Origin of the sequence: Metabacillus sp. KUDC1714 (assembly GCF_014217835.1) — a bacterium.
Lineage (GTDB): Bacteria > Bacillota > Bacilli > Bacillales > Bacillaceae > Metabacillus > Metabacillus rhizosphaerae.
Map to the genome: position 1 here is coordinate 1,791,609 of NZ_CP055263.1, position 19,546 is coordinate 1,811,154.

Below are 19,546 nucleotides of genomic sequence, written 5' to 3' on the forward strand. Positions count from 1 at the left end.
ACTTAGTTTTGGTGTCTAGCTCCAGCGCCTAGCCCATCTTGGGCCTAAGCCACAAATGAATCGAAGACAAAGAACGCCTTCTATTCATTTGCGTTTTATTGCCCGAGGCTGATAAAGGCGCGTGCGCTTTTCTTATTCCTCTTTAACAACTTTACCAATTTTCGCCTTTGATTTCTTAATGATTCTAACTAATGTATCTTCCTTATCAAGCTTGTTAAACGTTATATTTGAAATATCTAGTCCATGACCTAACGTTTCATATACATGTCCTTGTCTAGGATCTATTAGTTTATTTCCTTCATAATAAATACGCGGTGTTTTCCAGAGTGCTACTAACGCTTTTCCTATAGGCATTTCATGATAGCGCTCAGGCCACATACTTTTAATATGTTCCTTTACTAATGGGTAATACTTTGAGCTCATCCCTGGAAAAAGATGATGCTCTGTATGATATGAAAAATTAAAGTGTAAGACATCAACCCATTTTGGGACAGTTACCGTTAAGCTATTTGCTAACGGATCATTCACCTCAGTAATTGGGTTCAAACGGTGGTTTGTTGAGATATACCCCATAACAATTGCATTCGCAATAAATAAAGGTAATAAGAAAGCAAAAAACCATTTATATGGTCCCATAATGAACAACAGGGAGATCCAAAATACCCATGGTAAGATGAATTGCATCCACACTGAAGGCTGATGCTTCGGATTAAATTCTTTTATATAAGCAGTAAACATTTTAGCTGAATGTAATGAAAACATCACAGTTAATGAACAAAAGCTTACAAATGCTCGAAATCCCTGTGGTAAGCGATAGATCCAACTTAAAATTTTCGTTTTAGAAAGCCTTTCTAGTGTTGGCCATGAATCAGGATCATGGTCCTCTTTCTGTGTATGCACGTGATGTGTTAAGTTATGCCACTTTCTCCAGAGTCTTGGTCCAGTGCTTAATGGCCAAAACGCAATAGCACCTAATAAATCTCGTAGCCACGGTTTTCTAACAACCGTACCATGTAAAATTTCATGCCCAAGAAATCCCATTGCTGCAAAACTAGTACCAAGTACTATTGCAATAGCTAAGTAAATAAACGGATTTAAAGAAAATAAACCAATTGTTAAAAACCCTGCTATGACAATTAGCAGATAGGCTAATCCTCCCCAGAGGCGTCCAGGAACAGGCTTAAATGCCTTTTTCGGTAATTTGGGAGATATACGCGCGGCATACCATGCAAATGAATGAAGTTCTTTCATAACATTACTCCTTCCATAATCAACTATATTCTTAATGTTAGTGTCAAAAATCGACCACATCTGGATTAGAAAGTTATTATTAATAATCTTTCCCGGTCTTTATCTTAGGCTTTTTTCATAAACTTTGTTGCTATTTACCAAGTAGTTCGTGTGGTTGATTTGAGTTTAAAAACAACAATCTCTAAGAAAAAAGCCTTATCCTATTAACAGCAACATGGTTAATCGTACCAAGCTAAATAACAAATAGCAATGACACTTTATTACCAGGTGCTAATAATAGGTTATAAAGTGACTGATGTGTGAATTTTTAACAGGTAAAATAAGCTTTTATTTCTTCATGTTAATACCCATATTGGATAGACTAAAAACTAACATTACAAAAAGGAGATGATCAATTTGAACAAAACAAACCACAATCAAAATGTCAAAAACCCCTATAGCGGAAAAATATACAAAAGGAAATCTGAAGCCCTTTCAGAATACAACATAACACTTCCAGAACAACCAGTTCCTCAACCAAAGGATTATGAAGAAATAGAATATTGATGATATGACGAAGGAAAATCGGAGTCAACAAAAACATACTATTTCATTTATTTTAAAATCATTTTTTGCTTATAAATCCAAGTCCGATTTCTTTCCTTCCTACAGAAATAGATTATCCCACAACCTTATTGTAATTATACAAGGGAAGGATATGGATTTTTTTGCAAATTTATACAATTACCCTTACTTCATCAAGCATAAAACATAGTTTTAAAAAAATAAAAGCTGAATCAATAAGACCTGCTCTTTTGAAGCCTGAGCATCTTATTGATTCAGCCTTTTTAGTACGTTTTTGATGAAACAATTAAATTTTTGCTATTCTGTGAAAAGTCTTCTACATATAATTTATTATTTTCATCCTGCATCCTTGGGTTAAGACCATAATTAGTAGCAGTCAACCACGCTTGTTTATTTAAGCAGATGATGTCAGTAGTTTGTGCAAATGACTGAAGTGCTACGCCATAATGAGCAGCTTGCTTCATAAAAGTGTGAACTGAATCACTAGTGGAAAAGAGAATTGCTGAGATTGAAGCATCTTCAATTGACCTCCTAATAATCGATTCGTACCTTTTATCAATTGATGCTTGATAAACACCAGCATAATCATGTTCCCCATATTTGTAATCAAGCTTCCAATTCTTTTCACTGTGATCATTTGATCCAATTATTAATAAGCTTCCTTCACTATCTAACTCATCTGCTAATCCTGAAAGGAATCCTTTATCTTCTAGGAGCTTAATTGTTGTTGATTGCTTACAAAAAAGTCTTGCTTGTAATTGTCGAATATCTATTTTGTAGCTTTTTAAGAGCTTAAAAAAATTCGTTGCCGCTTCTGTTGACATAAAAAGCATTCTTTTATAAGCTGGTAATTTTTTTCTAACCTTAACATCTAAAGAGCCTTTATTTACTTCCCACTTAGGGAATTCAATTACGTCTGCTCCTTGATTCAAATACTCATGTGCGAAACTCTCTTCTTCAGCACATCCACGAACATAGAGAAGTTGTTGGCCAAATAACGGTTTTTTCTCAAACCATTTTATTTTTTCCCGAGTTGCAACAATATCACCAACTAAAGTAATAGCCGGGTTTTCAATATTTCCTTCCCGGACCTTTTCAACAATCGAAGAAAGTGTACCGACTACACTTTCCTGTCTACTCCAAGTGCCCCAGCGAATCACGATAACAGGGGTATCTGGTGCTTTCCCGTGGAAAATTAAATTTTCACATATATGCTCTAAATTTGAAACCCCCATATAAAACGCAATCGTTTGGACACCTCTAGCAAGCCCTTCCCAATCAATATCAGGTTTACCATTTTTTGATTTATCATGTGCTGTCACCATTGCAAAGGAGCCAGCGTAATCGCGATGTGTAACAGGAATTCCTGCATAAAGAGGAGCTGCAATACCCGAGGTTATCCCGGGTACAATTTCATAGGCTACATTCTGCTCGGCTAAAACTTCAGCTTCCTCACCAACTCTTCCAAAGACGCTAGGATCTCCACCTTTTAACCTTACAACTGTAAAACCAGCCAATGCCTTTTCAAGCAATGTCCGATTTATCTCCTCCTGCTTCATAAAATGTCGGTTAGGAAGCTTCCCACAATAGATCAATTCACAGTCTGCTTTTGCATAATCAAGTAGTCTTGGGTTAACTAAGCGATCGTAAAGGATAACCTCGGCCTTCTTAATTGCTTCCATCCCTTTTACGGTTATTAATTCACTATCTCCAGGACCAGCTCCAACTAAATACACCTTACCCATCTGCATTTTCTAAATTCCTCCCTTAACATTTTGTTTAATTATTCACGCACTTTGTTGTACTCAAAGTAAGGGAGGACACTCTCTTAAATGGCATAAGAACCCTTTAGCTACTTTACTTTTGTTTTCTCCCCTATTTGGTTAAATTAAGAGGAACACATCTCCCTCTTCGATTAGCGTTTCATATTTTTTGACACAGCCAAAGTCTGGTGCTTGAACCTTACCGTCTTCTAGGCAGATCTTCCAGTCATGCATCGGACAAAATACATGCTCTCCACTAACAATTCCTTCACTCAAGACTCCGCCTTTATGAGGACATTTATTTTCCACAGCTTTGACTGTTCCATTAGAAAGTTTAAAAACAGCAACTTCCTTATCCTTTTCTAATTGAACAGTTTTTCCAACTCGTTCTGGTAATTCTAAAAGGGGACCAACGTACACCTTTGTTTTTGTCATTTCCTTCATGCCCATCTTCCTCCTTGACGAAATATTCTGTTTTTTATGTGTATACCTTGATAAAAGAACGCTTCTTTTCTAACAGTTCACAAGATTAAGAAATGCCTACTGTTTCAAATAGTTCCTTCGTTGTTTTCTTGCTCTCAATAATCTCTTTCCAAGGATCTTTATAAACAGATAACGCCTCATCCATACGAGCATTTAACTCTGTACGCTTGTTCTTATCATCTAGTACGGATTGGACATGAGCTAAGCCAACACGTTCGATCCATGCTGAAGTACGTTCTAAATAGTTTGCTGTTTCACGATAATATTGTAAATAAGCACCGGTAATTTCCATTGCTTCTTGATCTGTTTTTACTTTGTATAATAAGTCTCCTCCACGTACGTGTGTACCACCATTACCACCAACGTAGATTTCCCATCCACCATCAATACCAATGAATCCAATATCTTTAAAGCCTGATTCTGCACAGCTTCTAGGACAAGCAGATACAGCCATTTTTACTTTGTGAGGAGTTTGTAATCCTTCAAATTTCTTTTCAAGGTCAATTCCTAAGCCCATTGAATCCTGTGTGCCAAAGCGACAGAATGTTTCACCAACACATGTTTTCACTGTACGCAGTGATTTTCCATATGCATAGCCTGAATTCATATCTAAATCCTGCCATACCTTTGGTAGATCATCTTTTTTAACACCAAACAGGTCAATACGTTGTCCACCGGTTACTTTTACTAATGGAATTTCATATTTTTCAACAACATCTGCAATACGACGTAATTCATTTGCATTTGTAACACCACCGTACATTCTTGGGACAACTGAGTATGTTCCATCTTTTTGAATATTCGCATGCATACGCTCATTAACAAAACGTGATTCTCTTTCATCTTCATATTTTGTTGGATTTACCATTCCTAAATAATAGTTAACTGCTGGACGACATTTTGAACAGCCTTCTTCAGATTCCCATCCGAGAACATTCATGACTTCTCTTATATGTGTTAGGCCTTTTTCTTTAATGCCATCGACAATTTCTTCTCGAGATAATGTTGTACAGCCACAAATTGCTTCTTTTTGTGAGGAAGCATCGAATTCAGAGCCAAGGGTAAGCTGTAAGACATCTGCAACTAATGGTTTACATCCACCACAAGATCGAGAAGCACTAGTACATGCTTTAATTGCGTCAACAGAAGTACAGCCTTTTTCCTGAATCGCTTGAACGATTGCACCCTTTGAAACCCCGTTACACCCACAGATGATTTCATCAGCACTCATTGTAGCAACTAAGCTAGCTCCAGCTTCCTCTCCTATCGGCTGCAAAATTGTGATCTTTTCTGTATCTGAAATGTCAGCCTCTTTTTTAATCATTGAAAACAGGCGATTTCCTTCTTTGCTATCCCCGAATAATACGGCTCCGACAATTTTATTTCCTTTTAATACGATCTTTTTATAAATTCCATCTTGTTCATCGAATACTTTTAGAGACTTTTTGTCTTCTCCATCCATAAAGTCACCTGCTGAAAATACTTCAACACCAGAAACTTTTAATTGAGTGGATAATACAGACCCCTGATATGGTGCTGCTTCTTGACCACAAATGTGACTAGCCAGCACTTTTGCTTGCTCATATAAAGGAGCAACTAGACCATATGGAATTCCATTATGCTCTGCACATTCACCAACAGAATAAACATGTGGAAGATCTGTTTGTAAAAAGTCATTTACGATGATTCCTCTATTAACAGCTATCCCACTTTCTTTAGCTAACTCGATATTAGGCTTAATCCCAACCGCCATAACAACTAAGTCTGCTTCAAGCTGTGTTCCATCTTTAAATTTCAATCCTTCTACTCTGTCTGTCCCGTAAATTTCTTGTGTTTGCGCTTCTAATAAAAATTTCATTCCTTGTTTTTCAAGTTCTTTTTGTAAAAGGCGTCCAGCTGTTTCATCTAGCTGGCGTTCCATTAATGTTGGAGCGATATGGATAACAGAGACATCCATCCCTAAGTTTAATAAGCCACGTGCTGCTTCTAATCCAAGTAAGCCTCCGCCTATAACTGCTGCTTTTTTATAATTTTTAGATGCCTCCAGCATAATGTCGGTATCTTTAATATCACGGAATGCTGTTACACCCTGCTTATCAGCACCAGGTAATGGAAGGATAAATGGTACAGATCCAGTTGCGATAATCAACTCATCATATGGTACAACTCTACCTTTATCTGATACGACTGCCATCATCTCTGGATTAATTTTCGTTACTGTTTCACCTGTATAGAGGGTAATATTATTTTCTTCATACCATTCCCAGTCATTTAGTGTAATATCTTTTACCTTGGTATCACCCTGTAACACCTTTGATAATAGGATTCTATTATAGTTAGGATGTGGTTCACTCCCAAAGATTGTTATATCGAATAAATCCTTTGAAACCTTTAAAATTTCTTCGATAGCTCTTACACCGGCCATTCCATTCCCTATTAGAACTAATTTCTTTTTTTCCACCTGATTTTCCTCCCCTTGGAAAGTTTCCTCTACTATATCACGGTGAAATAAAAGATTTTACATACATGTTAGGTTTTCTGACATTGTTTTATTTTGTGACATAATCATCCCTTTGAGATCGCGCCTTCGAGTTTTCCTTCTTACTAAATGAAATATGGCTTATTGTCAACATTTCACGTTATATTGTCGGGCTCGCTTGTTTTATCGACCACTTTTGTTACTTTATTGTCCGAAATCAGTGATATCTCAACCGAATTCATCAAGATATCGACCATTCGACTAATAACGACAAAATCCCGCATTAACACGAGACCTATCAGATCTAATAAACAGGCATGTATCCCGTACCTATCTTCTTTAATACTTAAGAACGAAAATAAGAGGTGCATTTTTGCACCTCTTACTCTTACTCTTTGTATTCTAAACTGGTGTTACATTTACAGCACTTACTTTAAAACCTGGCATTTTACATGATGGGTCTAATTCTTCACCAACTAACAGGTTTACATTTTGACTATCTGCCCAATGAAATGGAACAAACACAGTATCTTGCCTTATTTTATCTGACCATTTACTTCTTACTACAATCTTTCCTCGTTTTGAGGCAACAGATACTAAGCGATTATTGTCGATGTTATACTTTTTCGCCGTCTCTGGGTGGATTTCAAGATAGGATTCAAAGTTCCTTGCTGCAAGTGCAGCACTTTTCCTTGTTTGTACTCCTGTTAAATAATGTGACATCACTCTTCCTGTTGTTAAATACAACGGGAATTCTTCACTCGGTTTTTCCTTAGGCACGTCTGGTATATTTGGTACAGCGATCATCTTTGCTTTCCCATCTGGATGGGCAAATGATTCTTCAAAGAGCCGTGTAGTACCTTGATGATCTAACTCAGGACAAGGCCAGAGAATGCCTTTTTCTTTTCTTATACGTTCATAGGTTATCCCGTAATAATCAGCAGTCCCACCTCTACTAGCTAATCTTAATTCATTAAAAATATCCTCTGCATTTTTATATGGAAAATACTCCTCTTTGCCAAGAACTTTAGCAATCTCGCAAATAATTTCCCAGTCATGTTTTACTTCCCCAGGACATGGACGGCTCGCTTCTCTGAGGGTGACTCTTCCTTCTAAATTAGTCATTGTTCCTTCATCTTCTAAGTAGGAAGATGCTGGTAAGATAAGATCAGCCAGCTTGGCTGTCTCAGAAATAAACATATCAACAGCAACTAAAAACTTTAACTTTTTTAAAGCAGCTTTTACAAAATGTGCATTTGGGTTGGACACGACTGGATTTGAGCACATAAGAAACATCCCTGTTATTTCGCCGTCATCAATCTTTTTAAACATCTCAAAGGCTGAAACACCTTTTCTAGGTAGCTCTTCCTTATCAACACCCCAAATACTCGAAATATATGCTCGGTGTTCTTCATTTTCTATTAATCGATAGCCTGGTAATTGGTCTGCTTTTTGTCCATGCTCGCGTGCCCCTTGTCCATTTCCTTGCCCTGTAATTGCGCCATAGCCAGAGTATGGTTTGCCTATTTTTCCCGTTGAGATCAAAATATTCAGTAAATTCCTCACAGCTGCAGTTCCATCAATTTGCTGTTCTACCCCTCTTGCTGTAAAAAGCATGCCAGATTCTTCACTAGCAAATTTAATCGCCGCTACCCTGATTTGTTCACTCGGAACGCCAGTCATTTCTGAGAGTTCGTCTAAGGATAAAGACGTTACATATTCCCTTACTTCCTCAAATCCTGTCGCTCTTTCCTCGATAAATTGCTCATCAAGCAAATTTTCTTCAATAATAACCTTCAATAACCCATTAGCCAAGGCAGCATCCATACCTGGTTTCACCTTTAGGTGCAAATCAGCAATTTGCGTTGTTCCCGTTTCACGTGGGTCAATCGCAATAATATAGGCACCATTTTCTTTAGCCTTTTCAAAATAAGGCATAATTGTTGGCTGACATTCGGCAATATTTGTTCCAGCTAAAATAATCACTCGTGTGAACGGCACTTCTGTTAACGCATTTGTTAATCCGCGGTCGAGACCAAAGGTTTGATTTGCAGCAGTTGCTGCTGCAGACATACACAATCGACCATTGTAATCAATATAACGCGTTTTTAATGCGACTCTGGCGAATTTACCGAGCAAGTATGCTTCTTCATTTGTAATAGAGGCACTGCCATACACAGATAATGCATCTAGTCCATCGACCGCTTGGATTTCAGTAAATTGCTCTTTAATATGGGTTAATGCTTCCTGCCATGAAATTCGAACAAATTCCCCATTCACTTTTAATAAAGGAGTAGTAATGCGATCTTGATGAAAAGGATGTTGATGGGCATTCATTCCTTTAATACACAATCGACCTTCAGATGTAGGGTTGTCTTTTCCTACCGTTGTATACTTTTTTCTTGAGACTATTGATTGTTCAATTAATTGCATCTTACATTGCATACTACAAAACGGACATTGCGTTTCATATACTTTTTCTGATTGTACTTCTTGTTGCTTTGTCCGGAAATATTTTAATAATAACTCGGTCAAGGCACATCATCCTTTATTCTAATAATTTATGATTTTGATCTATTTAAACAGACTTCCCTACAAATGGGAGCACTTCTGCCTCAAGGCGTTCAATTAACTGGTCGCGTAATGAATCTTCGAATAGTACTTCCCTTATATGAATCAAGCCTACTCTTTCGCTCCATTCACCGATTTGCTCAAGGTAGTTCGCAGTTTCTCTGTAATATTGGACAAATCCACATATTAACTGTTTTGCTTCCTGACTATTGCTGGTTACAGTAAATAATTCGCCTTGCTTAAAGCTAGGATTGCTACTTCCACCCACGTAGATTTCCCATCCACTGTTGACTCCAATTATACTAATATCCTTTGTTATCATATCTATTTCTCTATGCTTACAGGCTGATATACCCAATACGACTCTATGAGGTGTTAATAAATACTCCATTTCCTTTTCCAATTCTATCGCTAATTGTAAGGCGTGTTTGTTTTCACACTGACATATTTGTTCACCAAAACAAGTATTTACATGACGAATCGTATTAGTACGCACTGGACTTAATTGCATATTTAGTTCTGAACAAACTGCTTGAATATGTTCCTTTTCAATACCTTTTAGTTGAATTCTTTGTTCAGCTGTTATACCAACATTAGTTATCTTATATTTTTCGATAATACTAGCAAGCCTGCGAAACTCTGCTGCGTTTGTCATCCCTCCATACATTTGCGGAACGACAGAATACGTGCCATCCTTTTCTAGATAGGCCCCAATATTCTCATTAACAGAGAATGTTTCATTCAGAACATCAGTATCTGGGTATATCATCGCTAAATAATAACTAATAGCTGGAGCACAACTTGAACAGCCACTCTTCGTTTTCCAACCAAGCTCAGCAAACACATCTTGTAATGAAGATAGATTTCGTTGTTGAATTTGCAATACAACCTCATCCTCTGTTAACGATGTACAAGCACATAGTGACTTTTGCTGAAAGGTTTCCTCACACTCATCACTATGAATATAAGCAAGCAAATCTGAGACAAGTGATTTGCAACCACCACATGAGCCAGACGCCTTTGTACACTGTTTCACTTGTTCAACTGATGTTAATCCTTTCTGCTGAACAGCCTCGATAATTGTTCCTTTAGATACACCATTACAATTACAAATGATCTCACTTGCTTTCATTGATTTTATTGAAGATGCATCCTTATTCGATGAATCGAGGATCTTTCGTTTTTCTTCATCACTAACATGCTTTCTTTTCACAATTAAATCTAATAGTTTTGATTGATCGTTTGTATCTCCAAATAACACAGCGCCAACAATTATATCTCCACGGACGACGATTTTTTTATATACTTCATCCATTTCATTTAGCATCTTTAACGTCTTAGTCGTATCATCCTCATCAAATTCTCCTACGGAAAAGAGGTCAATACCAGGAACCTTTAAGCTAGTTGATAAGATTGAGCCCTTATAACCTTGTTCAGCTAGACCGCATATATGCTTTGCCAGTACTTGGCCTTGTTCATATAGTGGTTTGACTAATCCATAGACTATTCCATTATGTTGGACACACTCTCCAACTGCATAAATATCTGAAATACTGGTTTCCATAAAGTCATTGACAACAATTCCGCGTTCCGTATGAATTCCGCTGGTTTTTGCCATCTCAATATTTGGTATAACACCAACAGCCATCACAACCAAATCAGCCTCTATTGAAGATCCATCAGTAAATAGGAGTCCCTCTACTTTGTTTTCACCAACGATTTCTTGTGTTACCTTACCTAAAAGAAATCCAATACCTTGTTGCTCTAATTTTTCTCTTAGCATGTTTGACGCAGTAACATCAAGTTGACGTTGCATTAAGTAATCTGTATTGTGTACGACTTTTACATCTAAACCAAGATTCAAAAGACCTCTAGCTGCCTCTAGCCCTAATACTCCTCCACCAATAACGACAGCTTTTTTGGCCTTATCAGACGTCCCAATAATTGCTTTACAATCCTCTATTGTTCGAAATGTAACAACTCCATTTTTCTCAACTCCTGGTACAGGAAGAACAAAAGGTGACGATCCAGTTGCGATAATTAATTTGTCATACGGTAATAAGCGATTTTGATCTGTAGTGATCTCTTTTTTATGTGAATCTATTTTAATAGCTGCTTCACCAGAAAAAAGGTTTATTCGATTCTGTTCATACCATTCGAAATCATTAATCGTTATATCTTGAAATGTTGCCTCTCCTTGTAAGACAGAGGACAATAAAATCCGATTATAATTAAGGTGTGGTTCACTCCCAATGATCGAAATATCGAAATCATGAGAATTATGCTTTAAAATCTCTTCAACACAGCGGACACCCGCCATTCCATTTCCGATAACTACCAATTTTTGCTTCATCTTAACCCTCCAGCATCAATGGTCTGACCTCATCTAATGGTTTCATTATTTCATAAAATTCCTCTCAACAAATTATTGTTGTCACATTTCCTAACACAGAATCTCACTTTTACTCAGCAACTTCATCACAGCTATTTTTCATCTTTATATATTCTTCACAAAAAATAATTCCATGTTATATTTGCTTACAAATAACTTTTATACTATTTTCCCCCACATTATAATGACCTCATGAACAACAGGACTGAAAATTCAAATAACTAGTTCAACTATTGAAAGGAGTAACACATATGAAATTATCTGAATTAAAAACAAGCGGTCACCCGAAAACTCTTTTTTCTTCCTTTTTGTATTTTGATGTTAGCTTTATGATTTGGGTTATTCTTGGCGCCCTCGGTGTTTTCATCACTCAAGATTTTGGTTTATCACCATCCCAAAAAGGGCTTATTGTTGCAGTTCCGATTTTAGCCGGTTCCTTCTTCCGAATTGTATTAGGGATATTAACAGACCGAATTGGACCTAAGAAAACAGCTATTTTAGGAATGAGCATTACCACGATCCCTTTACTTTGGGGGTTAATAGCTGGTAACACACTACCTGAGTTATATATGATTGGGATTTTATTAGGGGTTGCTGGTGCAAGCTTCGCCGTTTCTTTACCAATGGCAAGCAGATGGTATCCTCCACACCTCCAAGGCTTAGCAATGGGAATTGCTGGTGCAGGAAACAGTGGTACCTTACTAGCGACATTATTTGGCCCTCGGTTAGCTGAAAACTTCGGCTGGCATGTAACGATGGGAATTGCCATTATTCCACTTCTTATAACATTTGTGATATTTGTTGTTTTAGCGAAGGATGCACCAACACAACCAGCACCACAGCCATTAGCAAACTATTTCAAAGTATTTGCTTATAAAGATACATGGTTTTTCTGTTTACTTTATAGTGTGACATTTGGCGGCTTTGTCGGTCTATCAAGCTTTTTGAGTATGTTTTTTGTTGATGAATATCAATTATCAAATGTCCAAGCAGGAGATTTTGTTACCCTTTGCGTTGCAGCAGGAAGCTTCTTCCGACCTGTAGGTGGTTTAATCGCTGACAGAGTTGGCGGTGTGAAGGTTTTATCCTTCCTCTTTATTGGGGTTGCCATTTGTATGGTTGGCGTTAGTCAACTACCTCCGTTATTCGCAATTACTGCTCTATTATTTGTCGGTATGATGTGTTTAGGTATGGGAAATGGTGCAGTATTCCAATTAGTCCCACAGCGTTTCCAAAAGGAAATTGGGATGATCACAGGAATCGTTGGCGCTGCAGGCGGTATTGGCGGCTTCTTCTTACCAAACATTTTAGGTACATTAAAAGAACTGACAGGCTCTTACGCTTCTGGATTTATTACCTTTTCTGTCATAGCTTTGCTAGCATTTGTTATTTTGCTACTAGCAAGCTACTCTTGGAAGAAATCATGGAATTTAAAAAGCGATACTGTAAAGATTTAATTTATCTCGTTTTACCTAACCTTGGCTCCCTCTAGCCAAGGTTTTTTCTGCTCTACTGCATTCTGTTCCCTTTACAAATTTGTAATTTCTGATATGCTTATTAAGCAATATATTTACCTAGGTAAATATTAATCACTTACTTAGGTAAATAAAGCTGAACTTCCATCATTAGGTACATAAACGATACTTACCTAAGTAAATAAAATGAGGTGACATCAGATGGAAAACACAAACAAGCTATTCCACACACTTTATCGGAAAACTCGCTTCATGACAAAAGAACTAAATGAACAGTTGCAAAAACACGATTTATATAGTTCCCAGTGGTCGATTCTTTATTGCCTAAAGATTAATGGACCAATGACACAGAGTGATATTTGGCGTTATTTAGTAGTTGAAGCACCTACAGTTACGCGAACCTTGGTGAAGCTCGAGGAAAGTGGTTGGGTAAAACGAACACAGGGTAGCGATAAACGTGAACGTCTTGTATCACTGACAGATAAAGCCATTCAACATTTACCAGCTGTTGAAGATGAAGTTAAATCCTTTGAACAGAGGATGGTCAAAAGTTTATCAAACGAAGAAAAGGATTACTTCTTCCACTTATTAAACAAACTAGGTACAACATCACTTGAAGAGGAGGAATAAATTCGAATGAACAATGAAAGCAAACAACCAATTTGGACCAAAAGCTTTATCAGTATTTCCTTGAGTAACTTTTTTATCTTTATTGCCTTTTACGGCTTATTAACCTCCTTACCAATATATGTAGTCGATGAACTACATCGTTCTGAGATAGATGCAGGTCTTATCGTAACGATCTTCCTTCTTTCCGCCATCATCGTTCGACCATTTTCAGGGAAGTTATTAGAGGATTTTGGCAAAAAAAGAATGTTAATGATAAGTCTTATTCTTTTTACAATATGCTCGTTTATGTACCTTTTGATTGAAAACTATACGTTATTACTAGCACTGCGATTCTTTCAAGGAATTTGGTTTAGTATTGCTACGACAGCAACCGGTGGGATAGCAGCAGATCTCGTTCCAATAAAAAGGCGTGGAGAAGGTCTTGGATACTTCGTGATGTCGACGAACCTCGCTGTTGTTTTTGGTCCACTAATTGCACTAACTCTAATACAAGTTGCATCATTTACTATTCTCTTTCTTGTATTTGCTTTATTAATTACAGCAGGAGTACTGTTTACTGCTTCAAGTAAAATAAATGAAGCAGCTTCAAAAGAAACGAAGAGCAAGAAAAAGTTACAGTTTTCCGACCTAATTGATCGAAAGGCATTACCAATTGCTTTTATCGGTAGTTTAGTTGCAGTTGCTTATTCAAGTGTACTGTCATTTTTATCTATTTATGCACAAGAGCTCAATTTATTAGATGCGGCTAGCTTTTTCTTCGTAGTCTTTGCTGTTGTCATGCTAGTTGCTCGTCCTTTTAGTGGCCGTTTATTTGATTCAAAAGGTCCCCATATTGTTATCTATCCAGCACTCGGATTATTCCTGATCGGATTGGTTCTATTAAGTTTGACTCAAACTTCGTTCATGCTGCTGTTATCAGGTGCATTCATTGGACTTGGTTATGGAACCGTCGTACCTTCCTTGCAAACACTTGCCATTCAAGCAACTGATCGTAATAGAAGCGGGCATGCTACAGCAACATTTTTCACACTCTTCGATACAGGAATTGCTGCAGGCTCATACATCCTAGGCATTGTTGCTACACAGCTTGGTTATGGCCAGCTATATTTCTATACAGCTATATTTATGATTATTGTCATTGTATGTTATAAATTGGTCTTACATCGAAAAGAAGTGACAAAGTTCAATTTGAAGGAGACTCACTAAGAAAAGCGCAAGCGCCTTGACCAGCCTCGGGCAATAAGACGATTTGGAATAGAAGGCGTTCTTTGCCTTCAATTCCAAATTGGCTAGACCCTAGAGGGGCTAGGCGCTGGAGCTAGACACCAAAACTAGGTACAAACTTTTATACTTTCTAACTGTTTAAAAAAAGAGTTAAAGCTATAGAAAAGCTTTAACTCTCATTCTTTTTAGTAGACACCGCGAATATTCGGATGGATTTCCTGTTGATAAAATGTTGATAGTTGTTTTAATTCTGCTTCACTAAATGATTGAACCTCAGTTGCTTGCAGATTATCTTCAACTTGTTTAACTGTTTTAAATCCAGGTATAACAGTGGTAATTTCCTCATGGTCAAGAATCCAACGCAATGCTGCTCTTGTCATATTTCCACGTCCATCAGCGATCCAGCTAAGTTGTTCACTTAACTCGACTCCTTTTGAAAACTCTACACCCGCAAACGTTTCACCTACATTGAAGTGCTCACCATCTTTATTGAAGCTACGATGGTCATCTGCCTCAAATGTTGCTTGTTTTGTAAATTTACCCGTTAACAATCCACTTGCTAAAGGAACTCGTGCTAATAGACCAACACCTTTTTCTTTTGCTTGTGGAAGTAATTCAGTAACTGCCTTTTGGCGGAAGATATTAAAAATAACTTGCAGCGCTTTTACATTCTCTTGCTCCAAACAAAGTAAACCCTCTTCCACCGTTTCAACACTCACACCATAGTGGCGGATTTTCCCTTGTTGTTGCAGCTTATCTAGCACATTAAAGACACTGCCACTTTTAAGGATTTCCATTGGTGGACAGTGAATTTGATATAGATCAATCGCTTCACGTTGAAGTCTTTTTAAACTTGCTTCACAATACTCAGTTATAGACTTTTCAGAATAGGTTTCTGGATCAAAAATATCACCTGCACGGCAAAACTTTGTCGCAATGTGAATTTTGTCTTCCTTTCCCTTTGTCGCTTTTGCCAATAACTCTTCACTGTGGCCATCGCCATAGACATCTGCAGTATCAAAGAAGTTGACCCCTGCATCCATCGCATGCTCTAATCCCTTTAACGCTTCCTGGTCATCAGATTTCCCCCAAGAGCCACCAATTGCCCATGTGCCAAAGCTTAATTCACTGACCTTTAACTCAGTATCTCCTAGTTGACGATAATTCATGTTCTCCACCATCCCTAATTATGTAGCTTTAGTATAATACCTTGTACAAGTTAATTATAGTGAAATTTAAGCGCTAACAAAAGGAATTAACCTTCATATCCTTCTTTTAACTTCAGGAAATGCTCTTTTGCGAATTTCATAATTTTATATAAAAAACTGTTAACATCAAAAAAAGAGGCTCACTCAAACAGTATCCTAGCCCCTGCCTGAGTCAACCTCATTACTATCCCCACAATCGTACTATTCAGGTTTGTTCGCTTGTAACTCCTGATAATAATGAACTAGCGCTATGATCGCACTACCCATTCGCTCCTCTTCTGGTACAACCATTCGAGTAATGCCAACTTCTCGCAATGCTTGGGCAGTAACTTTCCCAACTGAAACAGCAATAACATTTGTTGCAAAGGCGTGTAATACTTCCTTCTCTACACCCTTTTCCTTAGCATGTGCCATTAAAAAACGCGCTTGTGGTGTGCTAGTGAAGTTTACTGCATCAACCTCACCTTTTAAAATTTCACCAACTAGTTGCTCCATCACTTCAGGTTTAGGCGGAATATGCTTATACGGTAAGATTTCTCTATATTCAGCACCTTGTTCCTCTAGCCAGTCAATCAATACTGGAGCTGGATCACCATGTAGCTGAAGAGCAACTCGTAAGCCCGTTAAACGGTGGGCATTTAATTCTCTTACTAGCCCAGCTGTGCTCCCATCATCATCTCTTACAACAGGTATAATTCCTAGCTTCTTTAATACATTAACCGTTTTATATCCTCTTGCTGCCACCTTTGATTTGCTTAAGGCTTCAATAAATTTTTCACCTAAGCCGATATTCACAGCCGTTTGATAAAGTTTGTCTGTCCCTAAGCCTGTCGTGAAAATAAGCCAATCAAAGTTCCCATCCACCAATGCTTGGATTTCTTTTTCCACATTTGAATCATCAAGAAACACAGTACCCTGCGCTGGGCGCACTAAAGCGACACCACCTAAATTCTCAACTAGCTTACTTAATTCCTCAGACTTTCTCTGTCCTGCCAGTGCAATGGTTATGCCATTTAATCGTTTCACGACAATCCCTCCCAGTAATTTTCTAAGTTGCTAATATTGTATCATCATTTCTTAATAGATAGTTTATTCTGTTTCTTCTATATAAAATGGTAACGATTTCAAACACTATATTTTAGAAAAATCTGATAAGAAAACAGTTTACATAATCGTGGCAAATAAAAAACCCCTAAAAAGGGGATTCACATTAAAAAACAATCGTTTTATTTTGATGAACAATAATACGGTCTTCCAAATGCCATTTTACTGCTCTTGCTAGTACGCTTCTTTCAATCGAACGACCAATTTTTTTCAAATTATCAACATTATCTCGGTGATCGACACGACCGATATCCTGCTCGATAATTGGTCCTTCATCAAGATCATTTGTAACATAATGTGAGGTTGCACCAATTAATTTTACGCCGCGTCCATACGCTCGTTCATATGGTCTTGCTCCAATAAAGGCAGGTAAGAATGAATGATGGATATTAATAATTTTATTAGGGTTCGCTGCTACAAAATTTGGTGTTAGGATTTGCATATAACGAGCTAGTACAATTAAATCAATATCATAATCTTTTAATAGCTGTAACTGCTGTTCTTCGACTTGAGCCCGAATATCTTTATTAGCTGGAATGTGATAAAACGGGATATTAAGTCCTTCCACAACATCTCTTGCTTCCTCGTGATTACTTATGACAAGAGCAATATCAGCCATTAAATCGCCACTTTGCCATTCCCATAAAAGCTCAAGCAAGCAGTGTAGCTCTTTTGATACGAAGATAGCCGCTTTTTTCACATTGTAAACATGAGTTAATTTCCATTCAAATGAAAATTCTTTTGCCAATTCAGCAAACTGATGCTCCATGTCTTTCGCTTTCTCCTTAAGATTAGGGCATTCAAACTCAATACGAATGAAAAACGTTCCATCCTCTGGATTTGTTGAATACTGGCTTGATTCAATGATATTTGCATGATGTGAAAACAAAAATTTCGAGATTGTCGAAACAATCCCTGGTTTATCCGGACAACTAACTAAAAGACGTCCACGATTCTGATTACGTTCCTGAAATAATTCTATTTGATCCTTAATATATGAATTCATTGTTAAAACCTCTCTATAAGTGATGAAAAACATTATACATGAGCCAGCTTAATTGGTTAAGAATTTTAGTGAATTTTTTTATTAGGAAAAACACCCATATAAATTATTGTACCATTTTCCTAAGACTGGCCTTTCGAATAATCTGGTTAATAACCTCTGATAAAACTAACCCGATTGCAATTGCACCAGAGATCATAAACGCTTTTGCAGCAAGAGGAATTGCGGCATTATAATCATTTTCTACGACCCGCCTCATTGCATCGTAAGCTAAACCACCTGGTACTAGTGGTATGATACCTGAAACATTAAAAATAATCATTGGTGTTTTATAGGCCTTAGCAAAAAATTGACTAATAATTGCTATAAAGAAAGATGCAATTAGTGTCGCAAAAACACTATCTAGTGTGTATTCATAAAGACCAATATAAACCATCCAGCCGACCATACCTACAAAACCACACTTGAATAACGTTTTTACTGGTGCATTAAAGATAATTCCAAATGCAGATGACGCAATAAAGCTAGTAATAAACTGTTCGATCATTATGTAAGCCCCCTGCCTTTAATAAAATGAAAAGACAACAGCAACACCCGCTCCGATCGCAAATGCTGTTAAAAACGCTTCAGCCCCTTTTGAAATTCCGGAAACTAAATGTCCCGCCATTAAATCCCTAACTGCATTAGTAATTAACAAGCCCGGAACTAACGGCATAACAGAAGCAATAATAATTTTATCAAGCTCTGTTCCAAGGCTTAACACAACAAACAATACAGCTATCAACCCGATAATAAATGATGCCAAAAACTCTGCGAAAAACTTTATTTCTACTAATTGATGGATATAGATCAAGCATGAGAATCCAATTCCACCGGCAATTAACGCAGGAAGAAAATCAGTCCAGTCACCTTGAAACATAATTAGAAAACAGCCACTTGCTATAGATGCAGCAGCAATCTGTATCCAAATGGGATATGCATGTGCATCATGTTCAATCTCTTTAAGATGTCCGTATGCCTCTTGGACTGAAAGCTCACCACTACTGATTAGTCTTGAAACACTATTCACTTTTGCCACCTTTTGTAGGTCTGTTGAACGGTCAATAATTCTTACTAATTTTGTTGGGTTATGACTGTCTATAGAAAAAATGATCCCAGTAGGAGTAACGTAGCTATGTGAATGTAAAATACCATAGGCCGCTGCTATGCGTGTCATCGTATCTTCTACCCGATACGTCTCCGCACCACTTCTAAGCATGATCTTTCCAGCTAATAAACACACCTCGATAATCTCAAACGTTTGATTTTGTTTATTTTCCAACTTCCTTCACTCCATAACAGATGTCTATATAGAGTTTAATGAAGAAGGTTCATTTAAGCAAATCTTTCCTTCTTTGAC

General features: G+C 37.4%; 15 protein-coding genes. 4 read left to right on the forward strand and 11 right to left on the reverse strand.

Features of this window, described 5'->3' with window-relative positions; all coding sequences use genetic code 11:
* Positions 1 to 132 precede the first annotated feature (132 nt).
* A complete protein-coding gene (locus tag HUW50_RS08520) occupies positions 133 to 1,251 on the reverse strand; it encodes a Delta(10) desaturase DesB (RefSeq protein ID WP_066338258.1) in 1,119 nt (372 codons plus the stop codon).
* A gap of 396 nt (positions 1,252 to 1,647) precedes the next feature.
* Here HUW50_RS08520 and HUW50_RS08525 point away from each other — a divergent pair, with 396 nt between their 5' ends.
* Positions 1,648 to 1,797 (forward strand): hypothetical protein, encoded by a 150-nt coding sequence (locus HUW50_RS08525; RefSeq protein WP_157094494.1) that lies wholly within the window; start codon positions 1,648 to 1,650, stop codon positions 1,795 to 1,797.
* A gap of 281 nt (positions 1,798 to 2,078) precedes the next feature.
* Here HUW50_RS08525 and cobA read toward each other — a convergent pair whose 3' ends face one another.
* The 5 genes from cobA to nirB (HUW50_RS08550) form a co-directional block, all read right to left on the reverse strand.
* On the reverse strand, positions 2,079 to 3,566 hold the full coding sequence (cobA, locus tag HUW50_RS08530; protein WP_185653837.1) for a uroporphyrinogen-III C-methyltransferase: 1,488 nt from the start codon (positions 3,564 to 3,566) through the stop codon (positions 2,079 to 2,081).
* Between the two features lie 132 nt (positions 3,567 to 3,698).
* Positions 3,699 to 4,022 carry a nitrite reductase small subunit NirD gene (gene nirD / locus HUW50_RS08535; RefSeq protein WP_066338261.1) on the reverse strand — a complete coding sequence of 108 codons (324 nt, stop codon included), beginning with the start codon at positions 4,020 to 4,022 and terminating at the stop codon, positions 3,699 to 3,701.
* 85 nt (positions 4,023 to 4,107) lie between these two features.
* Positions 4,108 to 6,522 (reverse strand): nitrite reductase large subunit NirB, encoded by a 2,415-nt coding sequence (gene nirB, locus HUW50_RS08540; protein WP_185653838.1) that lies wholly within the window; start codon positions 6,520 to 6,522, stop codon positions 4,108 to 4,110.
* 420 nt (positions 6,523 to 6,942) lie between these two features.
* Positions 6,943 to 9,075: an assimilatory nitrate reductase catalytic subunit NasC gene (nasC, locus tag HUW50_RS08545; RefSeq protein ID WP_066338269.1), complete on the reverse strand. Its 2,133-nt coding sequence runs from the start codon at positions 9,073 to 9,075 to the stop codon at positions 6,943 to 6,945.
* A gap of 43 nt (positions 9,076 to 9,118) precedes the next feature.
* Positions 9,119 to 11,464, reverse strand: coding sequence for a nitrite reductase large subunit NirB (nirB, locus tag HUW50_RS08550; protein ID WP_066338272.1), 2,346 nt, complete (start codon positions 11,462 to 11,464; stop codon positions 9,119 to 9,121).
* 290 nt (positions 11,465 to 11,754) lie between these two features.
* On the opposite strand from nirB (HUW50_RS08550), the gene HUW50_RS08555 reads away from it, so the two are divergent.
* From HUW50_RS08555 to HUW50_RS08565, 3 genes are all read left to right on the forward strand, one after another.
* The gene (locus tag HUW50_RS08555) at positions 11,755 to 12,960 is read left to right on the forward strand and encodes a nitrate/nitrite transporter (RefSeq protein ID WP_066338274.1); all 1,206 of its coding nucleotides are present in this window, start codon (positions 11,755 to 11,757) and stop codon (positions 12,958 to 12,960) included.
* Positions 12,961 to 13,179: 219 nt separating this feature from the next.
* The gene (locus HUW50_RS08560) at positions 13,180 to 13,608 is read left to right on the forward strand and encodes a MarR family winged helix-turn-helix transcriptional regulator (RefSeq protein WP_066338277.1); all 429 of its coding nucleotides are present in this window, start codon (positions 13,180 to 13,182) and stop codon (positions 13,606 to 13,608) included.
* Positions 13,609 to 13,614: 6 nt separating this feature from the next.
* Entirely contained in the window at positions 13,615 to 14,814 is a 1,200-nt protein-coding gene (locus HUW50_RS08565; RefSeq protein WP_066338280.1) for an MFS transporter, read from the forward strand.
* Positions 14,815 to 15,017: 203 nt separating this feature from the next.
* Here the strand turns inward: HUW50_RS08565 and HUW50_RS08570 are convergent, their stop codons facing one another.
* The 5 genes from HUW50_RS08570 to HUW50_RS08590 all read right to left on the reverse strand — a co-directional run bounded on the left by HUW50_RS08570 (position 15,018) and on the right by HUW50_RS08590 (position 19,468).
* Positions 15,018 to 16,001 (reverse strand): aldo/keto reductase, encoded by a 984-nt coding sequence (locus HUW50_RS08570; RefSeq protein ID WP_066338282.1) that lies wholly within the window; start codon positions 15,999 to 16,001, stop codon positions 15,018 to 15,020.
* Positions 16,002 to 16,241: 240 nt separating this feature from the next.
* Positions 16,242 to 17,066: a uroporphyrinogen-III synthase gene (locus tag HUW50_RS08575; protein ID WP_066338284.1), complete on the reverse strand. Its 825-nt coding sequence runs from the start codon at positions 17,064 to 17,066 to the stop codon at positions 16,242 to 16,244.
* Positions 17,067 to 17,250: 184 nt separating this feature from the next.
* Complete coding sequence (gene purU, locus HUW50_RS08580; RefSeq protein ID WP_066338290.1) at positions 17,251 to 18,150, reverse strand: formyltetrahydrofolate deformylase; 900 nt, start codon at positions 18,148 to 18,150, stop codon at positions 17,251 to 17,253.
* Between the two features lie 103 nt (positions 18,151 to 18,253).
* On the reverse strand, positions 18,254 to 18,694 hold the full coding sequence (locus HUW50_RS08585) for a threonine/serine exporter family protein (RefSeq protein WP_066338293.1): 441 nt from the start codon (positions 18,692 to 18,694) through the stop codon (positions 18,254 to 18,256).
* A gap of 18 nt (positions 18,695 to 18,712) precedes the next feature.
* Positions 18,713 to 19,468 carry a threonine/serine exporter family protein gene (locus HUW50_RS08590; RefSeq protein ID WP_066338298.1) on the reverse strand — a complete coding sequence of 252 codons (756 nt, stop codon included), beginning with the start codon at positions 19,466 to 19,468 and terminating at the stop codon, positions 18,713 to 18,715.
* Positions 19,469 to 19,546 lie beyond the last annotated feature (78 nt).

Coding starts and splice junctions, on each gene's coding strand:
- HUW50_RS08560 (WP_066338277.1), top strand. CDS start 13,180: ATGGAAAACACAAACAAGCTATTCCACACACTTTATCGGAAAACTCGC.
- nirD (WP_066338261.1), bottom strand. CDS start 4,022: ATGAAGGAAATGACAAAAACAAAGGTGTACGTTGGTCCCCTTTTAGAA.
- HUW50_RS08570 (WP_066338282.1), bottom strand. CDS start 16,001: ATGAATTATCGTCAACTAGGAGATACTGAGTTAAAGGTCAGTGAATTA.
- HUW50_RS08565 (WP_066338280.1), top strand. CDS start 13,615: ATGAACAATGAAAGCAAACAACCAATTTGGACCAAAAGCTTTATCAGT.
- purU (WP_066338290.1), bottom strand. CDS start 18,150: ATGAATTCATATATTAAGGATCAAATAGAATTATTTCAGGAACGTAAT.
- HUW50_RS08585 (WP_066338293.1), bottom strand. CDS start 18,694: ATGATCGAACAGTTTATTACTAGCTTTATTGCGTCATCTGCATTTGGA.
- HUW50_RS08555 (WP_066338274.1), top strand. CDS start 11,755: ATGAAATTATCTGAATTAAAAACAAGCGGTCACCCGAAAACTCTTTTT.
- cobA (WP_185653837.1), bottom strand. CDS start 3,566: ATGCAGATGGGTAAGGTGTATTTAGTTGGAGCTGGTCCTGGAGATAGT.
- nirB (WP_066338272.1), bottom strand. CDS start 11,464: ATGAAGCAAAAATTGGTAGTTATCGGAAATGGAATGGCGGGTGTCCGC.
- HUW50_RS08520 (WP_066338258.1), bottom strand. CDS start 1,251: ATGAAAGAACTTCATTCATTTGCATGGTATGCCGCGCGTATATCTCCC.